The organism is Methanomassiliicoccales archaeon (genome assembly GCA_036504055.1).
Lineage (GTDB): Archaea > Thermoplasmatota > Thermoplasmata > Methanomassiliicoccales > UBA472 > DASXVU01.
The window spans coordinates 59345-73239 of the sequence record DASXVU010000034.1 but is presented as its reverse complement, the minus strand read 5'-3'; the positions used below and the strand labels follow the sequence as shown (position 1 = coordinate 73239).

Annotated in this window: 12 protein-coding genes; 5 read left to right on the top strand and 7 right to left on the bottom strand. The window is 56.0% G+C overall.

Features of this window, described 5'->3' with window-relative positions:
- Positions 1-4 precede the first annotated feature (4 nt).
- Positions 5-1327, bottom strand: coding sequence for a hypothetical protein (locus tag VGK23_08330; protein ID HEY3420544.1), 1323 nt, complete (start codon positions 1325-1327; stop codon positions 5-7).
- Between the two features lies 1 nt (position 1328).
- Positions 1329-2354 (bottom strand): phosphoribosylformylglycinamidine cyclo-ligase, encoded by a 1026-nt coding sequence (gene purM / locus VGK23_08325; GenBank protein ID HEY3420543.1) that lies wholly within the window; start codon positions 2352-2354, stop codon positions 1329-1331.
- Positions 2355-2465: 111 nt separating this feature from the next.
- Between purM and VGK23_08320 the strand changes: the two genes are divergently transcribed.
- The 4 genes from VGK23_08320 to VGK23_08305 all read left to right on the top strand — a co-directional run bounded on the left by VGK23_08320 (position 2466) and on the right by VGK23_08305 (position 4829).
- Positions 2466-3146 (top strand): class I SAM-dependent methyltransferase, encoded by a 681-nt coding sequence (locus VGK23_08320; protein HEY3420542.1) that lies wholly within the window; start codon positions 2466-2468, stop codon positions 3144-3146.
- Positions 3147-3231: 85 nt separating this feature from the next.
- Positions 3232-3876: an RlmE family RNA methyltransferase gene (locus VGK23_08315; GenBank protein ID HEY3420541.1), complete on the top strand. Its 645-nt coding sequence runs from the start codon at positions 3232-3234 to the stop codon at positions 3874-3876.
- A 45-nt stretch (positions 3877-3921) separates the two neighbouring features.
- Positions 3922-4188 (top strand): hypothetical protein, encoded by a 267-nt coding sequence (locus VGK23_08310; protein HEY3420540.1) that lies wholly within the window; start codon positions 3922-3924, stop codon positions 4186-4188.
- 11 nt (positions 4189-4199) lie between these two features.
- Complete coding sequence (locus VGK23_08305; GenBank protein HEY3420539.1) at positions 4200-4829, top strand: fumarylacetoacetate hydrolase family protein; 630 nt, start codon at positions 4200-4202, stop codon at positions 4827-4829.
- Here the strand turns inward: VGK23_08305 and VGK23_08300 are convergent.
- The 3 genes from VGK23_08300 to VGK23_08290 all read right to left on the bottom strand — a co-directional run bounded on the left by VGK23_08300 (position 4826) and on the right by VGK23_08290 (position 9621).
- A complete protein-coding gene (locus tag VGK23_08300; GenBank protein HEY3420538.1) occupies positions 4826-7567 on the bottom strand; it encodes a DEAD/DEAH box helicase in 2742 nt (913 codons plus the stop codon). The two genes, VGK23_08305 and VGK23_08300, sit on opposite strands and share 4 nt — an antisense overlap.
- Before the next feature lie 132 nt (positions 7568-7699).
- Positions 7700-8902 (bottom strand): heterodisulfide reductase-related iron-sulfur binding cluster, encoded by a 1203-nt coding sequence (locus tag VGK23_08295; GenBank protein ID HEY3420537.1) that lies wholly within the window; start codon positions 8900-8902, stop codon positions 7700-7702.
- A 200-nt stretch (positions 8903-9102) separates the two neighbouring features.
- Positions 9103-9621, bottom strand: a complete 519-nt coding sequence (locus VGK23_08290) for a ferritin family protein (protein HEY3420536.1) — start codon at positions 9619-9621, stop codon at positions 9103-9105.
- Between the two features lie 105 nt (positions 9622-9726).
- Here VGK23_08290 and mgtA point away from each other — a divergent pair, with 105 nt between their 5' ends.
- Entirely contained in the window at positions 9727-12255 is a 2529-nt protein-coding gene (gene mgtA, locus VGK23_08285; GenBank protein ID HEY3420535.1) for a magnesium-translocating P-type ATPase, read from the top strand.
- Positions 12256-12284: 29 nt separating this feature from the next.
- Here the strand turns inward: mgtA and VGK23_08280 are convergent, their stop codons facing one another.
- Together VGK23_08280 and VGK23_08275 are read right to left on the bottom strand one after the other, a co-directional pair.
- Positions 12285-12965: a hypothetical protein gene (locus VGK23_08280; protein HEY3420534.1), complete on the bottom strand. Its 681-nt coding sequence runs from the start codon at positions 12963-12965 to the stop codon at positions 12285-12287.
- Positions 12965-13894 carry an Ig-like domain-containing protein gene (locus VGK23_08275; GenBank protein HEY3420533.1) on the bottom strand — a complete coding sequence of 310 codons (930 nt, stop codon included), beginning with the start codon at positions 13892-13894 and terminating at the stop codon, positions 12965-12967. The genes VGK23_08280 and VGK23_08275 overlap by 1 nt, the downstream gene beginning before the upstream one ends.
- Between the last annotated feature and the right edge of the window lies 1 nt (position 13895).

Here is a 13895-nt window from a genome sequence, read left to right as displayed (position 1 = left end):
GACATCAGTCCAGGTCGATCGGCTTGAACGCGCTCATATTCTCGCTCCGTAAGACGCGTCCAAACACGTTCAGCCGCTCCAATGAACGGTCCAGGTCGAAGCGCTGGTAACGCTTCTTTCCCAGTTCGTCCTTCAGGTCCTGTACCGTTACATACTCCTTGCCCTGCTGCCTAGATATCTTTCTGACGTATGATAACAGGATGAGATCGTTCGCATCCAACTGTCCTGATACCTGAGACCTGACGCCCTTCCTTCCGAAAGAGCTCTTACCTGGCCCGAACTGGTCCTTCTTGGTGTCCAGGAATTCGCGGTAGAGGTCAAAGAAGACGTCCCTGCTCTTGGAGAACGACGAATCATCGATCTCCTCTCTGCCCTCGAGCCTGCATAGCGCCATGGCCAGCTTGGTGATGGCATACCGGTCAATCGGCAGGTCCAGTTCCACCGATTCCGGTTCCACCTGTTCCTTCACCAGCCTCATCCCGGCTTCGATCTCGTTGACGGAGGAGCGTTTGATGACCGGGTGCAGCATCAGAGAGTATAGCAGGTACTCCAGGACATCCAGGTTCTGCTCCTTCTCGACGCCGACCTTGTGGGCGTTGATGATGGTGGTAGGCACTTGGACCGGCAGCGGGTCTGCGATCGGGTTCATGACCGTCAGGAAGTTGAACGAAGTTTCCCTTGCCGACGTCTGTCCGAGGTTCTCCTGCAGTTCCCCGGTCTGCTCTTCCCTCTCAATGACGTCGAAGCGGTAGCGATCGCTCTTCCCGGTGAACTCGACAGGCAGGTTGTTGCGGATGGTCGATTTCAGATCAAGCAGGGGGCCTTTTTTCGTGGATAGGCAGATCGACTGGGCGCCGATTCCGCCGTTCCCGTAGACATCCGAGGGGCAGGAAAGCAGCTGCAACGCCAGGGATTTCCCCAGGTCATCATATTCCGCGTTCCTCCATTGCTCGGTCAGGAAATACTGGAAATCCTTAGCGTCTATCCGGGGCCTGGGAAGCCTGAGGACGCCCTTCTCATAGCTCCGTACGTCCCGGTAGGAGGCCTTGAACGACGGGAATACCGACCCATCCTCGATCTTGATCCCCGCCCATCGCAGCGGACCGACATTGAGGTCGACCAGCTCTCCTTCGTGCAGATGTATGTCCTCGGGAACGTAGTAGTAGCTGTCCGAATAGTGCTCTGAGAACGGTGAACGCCTTAGCCGGATGACGCCCTCCGCTATGAACTTCACCCAGCCAGCGTGCCGGTCGGGCCTCATCAGCTCCCGCTCGAAGCCGGCGAACTCCGAGCCTAGCGAACGGGAATTGAGGGAAATTCGTTTCATTTCAATATGTCTCGTAGTGAACGCCTAATGACGGGATTCCGACCCCGCTGCCCTTGGATGCCTGGCCGACGACCTTCGCCCCTTCTCCCAGGACCTGCAGAGCCTTCTTCACATTTTCCTGCGGCAACACTATACCGTAGCCCATTCCCATGTTGAACGTCTTGTACATCTCAGTGGGGCTGACGTTGCCCAGTTCCGAGATGATGTCGAACACCGGTTGCGGTTTGATAGGTTCCGATATCTCGAAGAAAACTTCTTTCTTCAGGCGGACGAAGTTCTTCAACCCGCCCCCGGTCACATCTACCATGCCATGGACCTTGACCTTGTCGACCAGTTCGACCACTTTCTTGACGTAGAGCTCGGTCGGTGTCAACAACTCCCTACCGATGGTCTTTCCCAACCGGTCGAACTTCTGGTCCAGCCCGATCTCGGCCGATTCCAGGACCTTCCTGGCCAGGGTCATCCCGTTGGAATGTATTCCAGACGACCTGAGCCCGATGATGGCGTCGCCGATCTGGACCCCGCTTCCATCCACGATCTTGTCCTTATCCAGCCAACCCAGTGCGGTGCCGGAGAGATCTACGCCCTTCACGATCTCCGGAAGGACCGCTATCTCCCCGCCAACGATGTCCACGTTGCAATCCTCGGCGGCCTTCTCCAGGCCGATGCCGATCTGTTCGGTGATCCTCTCGTCCGGCTTATCGATGGCTATGTAATCCACGAACGCGAACGGCTCGGCGCCGACGCATATCGTGTCATTCACGTTCATGGCCATGCAGTCGATCCCGACCGTGTCCCATTTGTCCAATGCCTCAGCGATCAGCAGTTTGGTGCCGACCCCATCCGTGCACAACGTGAGGATAGTGCCCTCAAAATCGATCAGACTGGTGAACTGTCCCTTGATGTCAATGACCCTTCCTTTTCCAGTCCTGCGGTAGGTGAGCCTGTTGACAAGTGATGCGATGGAACGGGACTTTTGTTCAATATCGACACCCGCACGGGCGTACGTCCAGTCATTCTGTGTCATGTAAGGCACCGGAGGTAAATCGGTCCGGCGTCTAAATAGTCTTTCATCGACGCCAACATCTCATCAGAGGACCGCTATCTTATCTATGATCTAACCCCATTTCCGAGGGAAATGGACGAACGCCCGCTCCCTCATGCTCCTGGCGACTATGATGCCCAGATCATCAGAACAATTCCATACTATGATCAGATCGCCAAGGAAACGATAAACCTGGTCCGGTCTTTGGAAAGGCCGCCAAGGCTCTGGCTCGATACTGGCTGCGGCACCGGCACGTTGGTGAATTCGGCCTTGAACGTCTTTCCTGACACCCATTTCATCCTTGTCGACCCATCCGATGTGATGCTAGGACAGGCACGTAGAAAGCTCGGTGGTCAAGCGAGGGTGAGGTTCCTTAAGCCCTCCTGCTCTCAGGAACTGAAATGCTTGGTGACCGAAAGGCCAGACGTGATAACGGCCGTACAATGCCATCACTATCTCTCCAGAGAGGGGAGGAAGAGGGCGGTGGCAGCCTGCTACGACCTACTGTCCATTGGTGGTGCATACGTCACGTTCGAGAACGTGAGGCCGTTCACCGTTCAGGGCATCGATATCGGAAAAAGGTACTGGGAACGTTTTCAGTTGGAGAGCGGCAAGAGCAGGACGGAGGTGACCGCTCATCTGGCCAGATTTGACAAGGAATATTTCCCGATAACTGTCCAGGAGCATCTAGAGCTTTACCGGGAGATCGGATTTGAGGCGGTGGAGATGCTTTGGTATTCATACATGCAGGCCGGTTTCTATTGCATCAAATAGGTCTTCGGAGCTAGTGATTCTTAACTCAAGGCCGAGGAGTCGCAATGACAAACATTTTATCTCGGGATTGCATCGAACGGATGTTATGTCGAAGAACTGGCTCTCGGCCCGCCGAAAGGACTTCTACTACCGTAAGGCGAAGCAGCTGGACTATCGTAGCCGTGCCTCCTTCAAGCTCATCCAGATCGATGACCGTTTCCATATCATGAAACCTGGACATGTGGTCGTGGACCTGGGGGCGGCTCCGGGTGGTTGGCTACAGGTCGCATCTGAAAGAGTAACGGAATCTGGCCATGTCGTCGGAGTGGACCTGCAGAGCATTGCGCCCGTGGACGGAATGGTGGAGACGATCCGAGGGGACATAAGGAAGCAGGAGACCGTCGATAAGCTACTCTACATGATCGCAGGGAAGGCCGACGTTGTTCTTTCCGACATGAGCCCCAACATATCCGGGGCCTACAACACTGACCAGGCCAGATCGGTCGAGCTTTGCGAGTATGCACTGGCGTTTGCCAAGAAGACGCTGGTCGATAACGGCACACTGGTCATGAAGATATTCGAGGGTCAGGACACCAAAGAGTTCGTCGCCGAGGTGAAGAAGTACTTCGACAACGTGCGCATGTTCGCACCGAAGGCATCAAGGGACAGCTCGTCCGAGATGTACATCATCGCCAGGAAGTTCAGGGGCGAAGGTCACATCGAAACCGCGAACGCGAAGGAAGACGATTAGGCGGCTCCGTAACCGTTAAAGGAGCGGAGTTTGGTATTACTCTTCATGTTGACGTACATCACCGTCACGTTCAGTTCCGAGGGAAAACGCCCCTCGGAGGTACTGGACGCTCTCCGGAACCTGGGTTTTGAACCGACCAAGGGCAACTATGACGGCATCTACAAATGGGACAAGAATGCCACCCTTGACGACGCGATCTATTTGGCGGACAAGGTGCATGCCACTTTGAAAGGGATGAACGTTCTGATGAAGTTCGAGACCGTGTCCGAGCGGAGAGATGCCGGGACGGAAGGGGTAGATCCGTTCCAATAGAGGGCGCCCAGATGAGGAAAGGTAAGATCGTCTGCATCGGCCAGAACTATCGGGAGCATATCAAGGAGCTCAAGAATGAGGTGCCCTCCGAACCGGTCATCTTTCTAAAGCCGATGTCGTCAAGGATCGGCAATGAGGAGGCCATCCTCATTCCCGGTGGCGTCGGCCGGGTCGATCACGAGGTCGAACTGGCGCTGGTGATAGGCCGGACCGGGAGGGACATCCCGAAGGAAAGGGCGATGGACCATGTCTCCGGTCTGGCGGTCTTCAATGACGTTACCGCCCGGGACGTCCAGAACGCCTACCGCAAGGCAGGATTGCCCTGGACCCTGAGCAAGGGCATGGATACCTTTGCGCCTATGTCCGAGCCCAAGCCTCTGCCGGCAACGCACGGCATCCACGATCTGGAGATATCGTGCCGCGTGAACGGAAAAGTAAGACAGCAGGGCAACACGTCGATGATGATCTATACGCCCGAGGAGCTCATCGCCTTCATCTCCAAGTGGATGACGCTGGAGGAAGGGGATGTCATCGCCACAGGGACGCCGAGCGGTGTCGGACCGATCGTTCCCGGGGACCTGATCGAGATGAGGATCGAGGGCGTCGGAACGCTCACCAACCCGGTCCGCGCGAGACCTTAGTCCCAGAAGCGCTTGGTCTTGGCGTAGTTTATCTCGGCGCTGAGGATCTCCCGCAGGAAGTCGTCCTCGCTGTCGAAGAACCCGGTCAGGACCCTGGAGGCGGTGTCCGGGCCGATCCCTCGTCCTGCCAGCGCTGTCAACGCCTTCTTGCTGTACTTCAGGACCAGGCTGGCGTTCTTGAATAGCTTTCGCAGCTCCTTTTCCTCGTCCTCGGTGAGGTCCTTCTTCTTGGCCAGCTTTACCAGGTCCTTGTTATAGGGATTGAGGGCGGCGATCATATGGCCACCGCACTTGGGACAGACGATCGCCCTCGGAGCCTCACGGATGCGGAGACGCCACTGCGAGGCGCAGCTCAGGCAGGACATGTTCATCTGCTCCTCCTCCAGGCGCTTCTTGAGCGCCATCAGGATGGAGTGGTCGGCACGCTGAGGGGTGATGAGCTCTTTCGAATGTGATAGTCCTGCCCTTCCGATCGGCGTCAGCCCGCAGACCTGGAACTCCAGGTCGCCCGATTCGATCCTGCGGACCACCTCCACCGTCCCATCCAGATCGAAATCTTCCCATAGGACCCTGGCCACCGCCTCATCGAAGATCGGACTGTTCTCGTACGCTTCGACCAGCCGTCCGAAGTTCACGCTCTTATAGTCCGCGTCCTTCTCCACTGCCCCGAACTTCTTGGCCACATACACGAAGCGCCAGCGAAGGTGGCTGGAGTTCTTGATGACCATGCGCACCAACGCCTCCACGGTGTCGGAGCGTATGCCTTTCAGAGTATCAATGATCATGTCCGGTTTGATGTCCCTGGGCAGGTCCAGTATAATCCGGTATGGGTCGGTGGTGACGCCAACCGACTCGCCCAGCCGGGCGGTGAGAAGTATGGACAGCATCTTTGACAGGGTCTCGTTCACCTTGGTGCCGAAGCACATGTTGAGGATGGCTAGACGCTTTCCGATCTCCAGTGTCACCTTCTTGTCTGTCGGCATGGGGGATTTGGACCGCTGTTCGACGAAGTAGTCCTTGACGGCCTTTACCGATGATGAGTCGCCGTTGTATCCAGAATAGTTCTCCACACGGCGAAGCCTACCCACCTCCTGGGCCACGTCGTATGGGACAGGTATGTCCTCGCCTACCCAGGAAGGGATGGAACCGATCTCACGGACCTGTTCTACCAGTAGTTCGTCCTCCCGTACCTCGACGATGCGCCAGGTCCTTCCCCTGGTAATGAACGTGGCGTAAGGTTCAGCGAAGGAGACCACGAACGATTCGTCCAACGTGCCGACGATCTTCCTGCTGGAAAGCTCCCGGATCATGTATGTCCGTTCGTCCGGGATCATCGATATGTTGTCATAGAAGTATTTTCGGCCGCGAGCCGAACGCCGGTAATCATCCCGATCGACGAACACCAGTCCTATCTTGGCGACCTGGTCCAGGATCCCGTCGAACTGTTCCCGGGTAAGGTCCCGGAACGGATAGGTGCGGACACAGGCGGCGTAGGCATCGTCCTTGTTGACCTTCCCCTGCATGGTCATTGCCACAAGTTGGTTTGCCAGTACGGTCATGGGATTAGGTCGGACCATCAGTGGTTCCAGTTCCTCGTCCAGCGCTTTCCTGGTTATTACCAGCGATTCTACGATCTCATCCGGGGAGGAGGCGACTATAGCCCCTTCGGAGAACGCCCCGACCTGATGACCTGCCCGTCCCATCCTCTGGATGAGCCTGGCCACCTGACGTGGGGAGTTATATTGGATCGCATAGTCTGCCGATCCGATGTCTATGCCCATCTCCAGCGAGGAAGTGCAGATCAGCCCTTTCAGCTTCTCCGCCTTGAAGTTCTCCTCCATCTCGATCCTGGTCTCCTTTGACAAGGAGCCATGGTGTACGCCGACCGAAAAGGCCTCGTCCCAGATATGATACCTGGCGGCGAGTGCCTCGGCGGTATCACGGGTGTTCACGAAAAGCAGCGTGGAGCGGTGTTCCTCGATCATCTTCCGGCAGCGGCGCATGCAAGCCGTCAACTGGGCGTCGCTCTGCAACGTACCCGCCAGGTCCCGGTCCTCGTCCGTTACCTCCGGGTACTGCACCGATAGCCGCATCTCCTTGGCTATCTGTGCCTTCACGATGGTGACCTGGCGTTTGGAGCCGCCCAGGAAGTTCGCTACCTCTTGGATGCTTCCTACGGTGGCCGACAGGCCGATCCTCTGGAAATCTCCGGCAAGATAGACCAAACGTTCCATCGCGATGGCGAGCTGTGCTCCGCGCTCATCGTTGGCCAGCTCGTGAATCTCGTCCACCACGAAGAACTTCACGTTCGTTAGGTGCTGCCTCAGGTTCTTGCCCGTGAACATTATCTGCAGCGTCTCCGGTGTGGTGATGAGAACATCCGGCGCAAACTTTGACTGGTGAGTCCTTTCCGATTGGGGCGTATCCCCATGTCGCACCGCCACCCTCAGATCGAGGGCGTCCCCGAATTCCTCCAAGCGTCGTAACATATCACGGTTCAATGCCCTGAGCGGCGTCACGTAGATGCAGCGTATGCCCTTCCCCTCGGTGGAGATGAGCTTGTGGAATATCGGCAGCATGGCCGCTTCGGTCTTGCCTATGCCGGTCGGGGCCACCAGCAATATGTTCCTTCCTGCCAGTATGTGCGGGATGGCTGCCCGCTGCGGCCCGGTCGGCTCGTGAATGTCCTTGTCGGACAGGACCTTTCTGATCCTTTCGTCCAGAAGTTCGAACACCATGGAAATTTGTCCAGTGACCAGATAACGAAAGTCAATGGATACTTGAAGCTTTGTGAAACAGTTCCGAAAATACTAATTTCTTTATAAATTGAAGAATGGGAAATGAAGGCCGGTCCTTGACCGGCTCTAGAGTTACTTTTTTTCCGCTGGAGCGGCCTGGGCTGCCGGAGCAGCGGCGGCCGGGGCTGCTGCGGGTGCGGGCGGAACGGGTTCCGTGGCCTCGAGCAGCATTTCGGACACGTCCATAATCTTTATCTTGGCGCCGATCTTCTTCGCACCCTGCTGTAGGTTGACGACGCAGAACGGACACGAGGTGGCCAGGATGTCGGCTCCGGTCTCGACTGCCTCCTTTACCCTCTCGGCCGCGATGTTGACCGCAGTGTCGTTGTTGGCGGACTTGAAGCCGCCTCCGGCACCGCAGCACTTGGAGTCCATTCGGATATGCTTCATCTCTACCAGGGTGACGCCCGGGATCGATTTGATGCACTCACGCGGTGAGTCGAACACCTGCGCGTGACGTCCCAGGTGGCATGGGTCGTGGTAGGTGACCTTGGCCTTGATCTCCTTGGTGAACTTGAGCTTCTTGTCCTTTATCATCTTCTCGGCCGCCTGCGAGAAGTGTTGCACCAGGAATGCCGGGCTCGTATAGTACTTGCCGTAGTCGTGCGAGGTGGTCTTGAAACAACCAGCGCAGGTCATGACCATCGATCTTGCGCCCGAGTGCTCGACGGTGGTGATGGTATGCTCCACGAAGTTACGGGTGAGCTTGGTCTGGCCAGTCCTCAGCGCCGGCGATGTGCAGCACCACTCGTCCTCGCCCATGATGTTGATTGTTGCGCCTCCGCGGCTCAGGACGGTGACTCCGGCCTTGGCTAGGTGTGGCGCACGGTAGGATGCGGTGCATCCGGCAAAGAACATGATGTCCGGCTGCGGTGAGCGGGGGATATCCTTGGGGAACCATGCTCCACGCTTCTCCATCGGCTCATCGTACGGGTTGCGCTTCTCCTCAAGCCTCTCTCTGATCTTGATGTGGGCGGGCAGCGGTCCATGGCCCTGCTCATGGGCCCATTCCCTGACCGTCTCCCAGAAATCGGCGAACTCGATGCTGACATGACATACCGTCCAGCATCTGGCGCATCCGGTGCACCAATATAGTGATTCTATGAACTCGTCGTCCAGCTTGATCTTGCGGCCCAGAAGGGTATCCAGAGCGCTCCTCTTGGCCAATTGGTTCAGATAGAAGACCTTACCTCTCGGCGAGTTCGACTCCCATCGGTTCTGATTGTAGGTATCGCAGACCTGGACGCAGTATCCGCACTGAAGACATGCAGCCATATCCCTTTCAAGGCTTTTTGGTAATTTGACCATTGAAATACCTCTATGAACACCGGTCGGTATCAGATGAAGAGCCGATAGCCGTTGGCAGGTTGGTAACTAAGCATGGAAGACGGATATAAAAATCTGCTGACGGACTGCCTCTATGCCTCGTTAAGGGCCATGTGGCCCTCGTCCGGCGATGGTCGGATCAGACCCTTCTAACCATCCAATATCGGGGTATAGGCGTACCAGCTGCCCTCAGTTTTTAGCATCATGAGCGATGATTCGAGGAGGATCTTGTGCTTCTCCTCGATCCGGGTCAGGGTTATGAGGATGTTCTTGATCCGGAGGTCATCCACCAGGGCTGACGCTTCCTGGTACATCTTGACGGAAGCGATCTCAACGTCGATCCCGATGTTCACCGCCCGGATCTCGTCGGAAACAGCAAGGCATGTACCCTCAGGAGGGAAAGGGAATACCTTTTTTGGCAGTATGTTCAAGAGCTCTTTCTCCGGTTCCACTTCATCCAGGTCCATCCCGGGGGAAAGATGCTGCATGACCTCTTCGATCGTCTCCTTGTGCGTGCGCTCGTCCGCCCCGAGCGACCTCATCAGCGCCTTTCCGTTCTCGTCCGATATACAGGTTGCCACTTTGGAATAGAACTGGATGCCGAAGATCTCGATCTGCCTTGCGGCTGAAAGGATGGATAGGACCGACATATTCGCAGGAGATGCCATAGGCTCGAAGTATCATTCGGGCTCGTCATATTTCTAGCTTTACTGTGGTCGGGCAGGTCCGTTTGGTCAGAAGTTTGATTAGTCAGGCGGTCACACGCAGATGGCATGGAAAGCCCTTCCGCGCCTAACCTCTCTACGCCTATTCCGATCAAGGGAGATGAGGGCACGGTCGCAACGCCTTCCGGCCTCTCATCCGAAGAGGCGGCGCGGATACTGGCAGAGCAGGGTCCCAACGAGATCGTCATAAAGAAACAGAACCTCATATTCCAGTATCTGACTTATTTCAAGAACCCGCTGGTCATCATACTTCTAATCGCTGGTTTCGTATCCGGTCTTTCCGGGCAAGGCGTTCAGGCAGGAATAATATTCTTCCTGGTCTTCGTATCCGTGACCCTGGATTTTTACCAGGAGAACAAGTCCAACCAGGCGGCCCAGAGACTTAAGGACAAGGTAACTAACACCGCATCGGTTTTAAGGGACGGGAAACCCCAGGACATCAAGATTTCATCTATCGTTCCGGGGGATGTCGTGCTGCTCTCTGCGGGCGATATCGTCCCAGCTGACGGGAGGGTGATCGTGGCCAACGACTTCTTCGTCGATCAAAGCTCCTTAACTGGCGAAGCGTTCCCGGTGGAAAAGTCCCACGTACAAAAACCGAAGGAGGGCGAGCCTGATGATAATGCCGTGTCCATGGGCTCCAGCGTGGTGTCGGGAAGTGCGACCATCGAGATCGTCAGGACGGGGGCGTCGACCCTTTATGGTCAAATAGCGAAGAAGTTGATGGGTAAGGAGACAGACACAGAATACACCAAAGGCATCAGACAGTTCGGGTACCTGATAACGGAACTGACGATTTTCCTCGTCCTCTTCGTATTCGTCGTGAACGCCGCCTTCAACCGGGACCTTCTACAATCTCTGTTGTTCGCCCTGGCACTGGCAGTCGGTCTCACTCCAGAACTATTGCCGATGATCATAACCGTGGTCCTTTCCAGGGGTGCCATCAAGATGGCGGGAAAGGACGTGATCGTAAAGAAGCTCTCCTCCATCCAGGATCTAGGTTCGATGGACATTCTATGCACTGACAAGACCGGGACGCTTACAGAGAACCGGATCGAGCTGATATTGCACGTGGACCCGGAGGGCAATGATGACGATTCCGTGCTGCTCGATGCCTACCTCAACAGCGTCTTCGAGACCGGGATAAAGAGCCCCTTGGACGCCGCTCTGTTGGAGTATCGGAAGATCGAAACCGCCCCATTCACCAAGGTGGACGAGATCCCGTTCGACTTCGTGCGAAAGAAGCTTTCCGTGGTCGTGGCAAAAGACAACCAACGAACACTGATCACCAAGGGCGCTCCTGAAGAGATATTCAAGTCATGCTCGAAATGTCGATTAAAGTCAGGAATGGTCGACATGGTCTCTGCCTTGGCTCCCGCCGAGGAAAGTTTTAGGGAGATGAGCGAGAAGGGTTTTCGGGTGCTAGGGATAGCCGAGAAGGCTCTGGACGGCGGTCGTTCCGTCTATGGGCCGGCCGACGAGAACGGCATGACCTTCATCGGTTTCCTGGCGTTCCTAGACCCTCCCAAGGAAAGCGCCGCCGAGGCGATCAGCCTGATGCGGTCTTCGGGTATAGATCTGAAGGTGCTCACCGGGGACAACGAGCTGGTGACCCGCCATGTCTGCGAATCGATCGGCGTGGAGGTTAAAGGGATCGTTCTGGGCAGTGATATCTCCAACGTCACCGACATGGCTCTGGCGGTCATTGTGGAGAGGGCCAATCTCTTCTGTCGAATGAACCCCGTTCAAAAAGAGAGGATCATCCGGGCCCTCCGAGCGAACAAGCATGTGGTCGGATATCTGGGCGACGGCATAAACGATTCACCTCCGCTTAAGGCAGCGGACGTGGGGATCTCTGTGGATACGGCGGTTGATGTGGCAAAAGAATCGGCGGACATCATCCTGCTGAAGAAGGACCTGAAGGTATTGGAGGACGGCGTCCTGGAAGGGCGCCAGACTCATGGCAACACGATGAAGTACATCATGATGGGCACTTCCAGCAATTTCGGTAACATGTTCTCGGTGGCAGCCGCCTCGGTGTTTCTAACCTTTTTGCCAATGTTGCCGATCCAAATACTTCTCGGCAACCTGATGTACGACCTCTCTGAGCTGACCATACCCACCGACAATGTGGACCGGTCATATATCGAGAAGCCAAGGCGATTGAGCGTGAAGTTCATTCGCAACTATACCATCGTGTTCGGCCTGATAAGTTCCGCTTTCGACCTAATCACCTTTGCCATATTGCTGTTCGTCTTCAATGCTTCACCTCAGCAATTCCAGTCTAGCTGGTTCATCGAGGGCTTGGCAACCCAGGTGTTGATCATCTTCGTCATCAGGACGCGCATCACGCCGTTCTACAAGTCAAAGCCCAGTCGGTTGCTGACCCTCAGCAGTCTCATCATCGTAGTCCTAGGGTTCCTCATCCCTTACACCCCTATCGGCGCCTTGTTCCAGCTGGTCGCACCGCCATTGGAGTTCTATCTGGCGTTAGTCGGGATCATCGCGGCCTACCTGGCCCTGGTCGAGGTGGTGAAGTTCTTCTTCTATCGGTATTATGTCAAAAGAGGATTCTGATGTAAAATTGAGGAAAGGAAAGTGTTTGATCACCGCTTCGGCTCTTCGATCCTTGGCAGGGTCCACTTGGCGTCCTTCTTGGCTATCCGGACCGTCAGCAATCTCATCCTTGCCGATAAGAAGATGCAGATCACGATAACCGCCAAGCTGATGATCGAGATTATCATGGCCAGATTCGCGTCCATAAGGAAGAACTTGATGTAGTCGATACCGACCGAGTTCAACAGCGGGTCGATCGTGCTCTCACCCTGGGTCAGGTGAGCCCCCATCGAACCTATCAATGCGGTGATTGCGAAACCAACTGCTGCTGTCGCGGTGTAGAACAGTGCGAAGCCCCCAGAGGTCCACAGCCGTTTGCCTACGCGCAACCGGATGATAACGACCATCGACCAGATGGCCGTCACCACGATGGTCAGCAGGATCTTGTTGGCGGTGATCGGATCGCTGTATAGGGCATCGAACGATGAGCGCGAATTGATCCCGGTGTAGGCCGAAAGCAGCAGAGCGAAGACACCGAAGAAGGCCCCCATTATCCCCGCGGCCTCGGTGTAACCGCGCAATCTGGTCGACCATCTGGAAAACATCCCACCGCGGCCAAAACGGATGACCAGCTGGCATAGGAACGTGACCGCTATCCCGATCATCGCCAGGGTGAGGAATCCGGTATGAAGTTCGGCGGTCAGTGAGTGCAATGCTGACATGGCTACCATCAGTCGCCGCCTCCCATCCTGCGCTTCTTCATTATTAGGATCAAGACCGTGATCACAGATATCACCGCGATCGACGACATCATAAGAGCGATGGCGGTCCATTGCCATGCGTTCTGGTCTAATATCTGGACCGCGGCGTTCGACACCGTTACCGTACTCTGAGCGTATCCGAATGTACCGTCCTTACCGGCTGCAGTGATGTTGATTGTGTGGATCCCATCAGCGTATTGCGTCGTGTTCCAGGTCCACATATAGGTGGCTGCTGTGAGGTTCGAAACCACAGCACCATCGATGCGAAGGACTGCATACGAGATACCCGCCGGGTTTACCAGGTTGGCGCTGATGTTCACCGATCCGGTAACTGAAGAGCCAGCTGTTGGCGAGCTGATCGTCACCGAGGTATTGCTCGGGGTTACCCCTCCACCCGTTCCCCCTACGTTGAAGATGAGTCCCTGGGTGTATATGGTCGCAGCATTCCCTCCCTGAGCATAGAACGCCTTCGAATACAGCGTATGGCTTCCGCTCCCCGGCGCGGTGAGGGTCCACTTGAACGAATTGGTACCAGCCACGACGGTCTTCTCAACATAATTGTTGGCCGTCGTCGAAGGGTCCGTAACGACGGTCCAGCCATCATTTATGGGCAGGGAGGGAGCAGTTAGGGCGGAGACTATCATGACTCCATAGAGCCGGCCCACGGTGGCGCCACCCGTCACATTCACCCAGACACTGACCTGTTGGCCTGCTGCCGGGTTCATCGGGCTGCCCCCCATCACGATCGTTGCTGAACCTCCGCTGTGTTTACTGGTTCCAGCACAGCCGATCTCTTGGTTTCCTGAACCTGCTCCGCCGTTGAACGCCAACACCGGGGCGATCAGAATGGCAGCCACTACAGCTACCAACAGCAGCCCAATCAATTCAGGTCTTTTCATT

Bases quoted from the DNA above. Each gene is read 5' to 3' on its own strand.
- VGK23_08275 (HEY3420533.1), bottom strand. From the start codon at position 13,894: ATGAAAAGACCTGAATTGATTGGGCTGCTGTTGGTAGCTGTAGTGGCT.
- VGK23_08330 (HEY3420544.1), bottom strand. From the start codon at position 1,327: ATGAAACGAATTTCCCTCAATTCCCGTTCGCTAGGCTCGGAGTTCGCC.
- VGK23_08305 (HEY3420539.1), top strand. From the start codon at position 4,200: ATGAGGAAAGGTAAGATCGTCTGCATCGGCCAGAACTATCGGGAGCAT.
- purM (HEY3420543.1), bottom strand. From the start codon at position 2,354: ATGACACAGAATGACTGGACGTACGCCCGTGCGGGTGTCGATATTGAA.
- VGK23_08320 (HEY3420542.1), top strand. From the start codon at position 2,466: ATGGACGAACGCCCGCTCCCTCATGCTCCTGGCGACTATGATGCCCAG.
- VGK23_08310 (HEY3420540.1), top strand. From the start codon at position 3,922: ATGTTGACGTACATCACCGTCACGTTCAGTTCCGAGGGAAAACGCCCC.
- VGK23_08290 (HEY3420536.1), bottom strand. From the start codon at position 9,621: ATGGCATCTCCTGCGAATATGTCGGTCCTATCCATCCTTTCAGCCGCA.
- mgtA (HEY3420535.1), top strand. From the start codon at position 9,727: ATGGAAAGCCCTTCCGCGCCTAACCTCTCTACGCCTATTCCGATCAAG.
- VGK23_08315 (HEY3420541.1), top strand. From the start codon at position 3,232: ATGTCGAAGAACTGGCTCTCGGCCCGCCGAAAGGACTTCTACTACCGT.
- VGK23_08300 (HEY3420538.1), bottom strand. From the start codon at position 7,567: ATGGTGTTCGAACTTCTGGACGAAAGGATCAGAAAGGTCCTGTCCGAC.
- VGK23_08280 (HEY3420534.1), bottom strand. From the start codon at position 12,965: ATGGTAGCCATGTCAGCATTGCACTCACTGACCGCCGAACTTCATACC.
- VGK23_08295 (HEY3420537.1), bottom strand. From the start codon at position 8,902: ATGGCTGCATGTCTTCAGTGCGGATACTGCGTCCAGGTCTGCGATACC.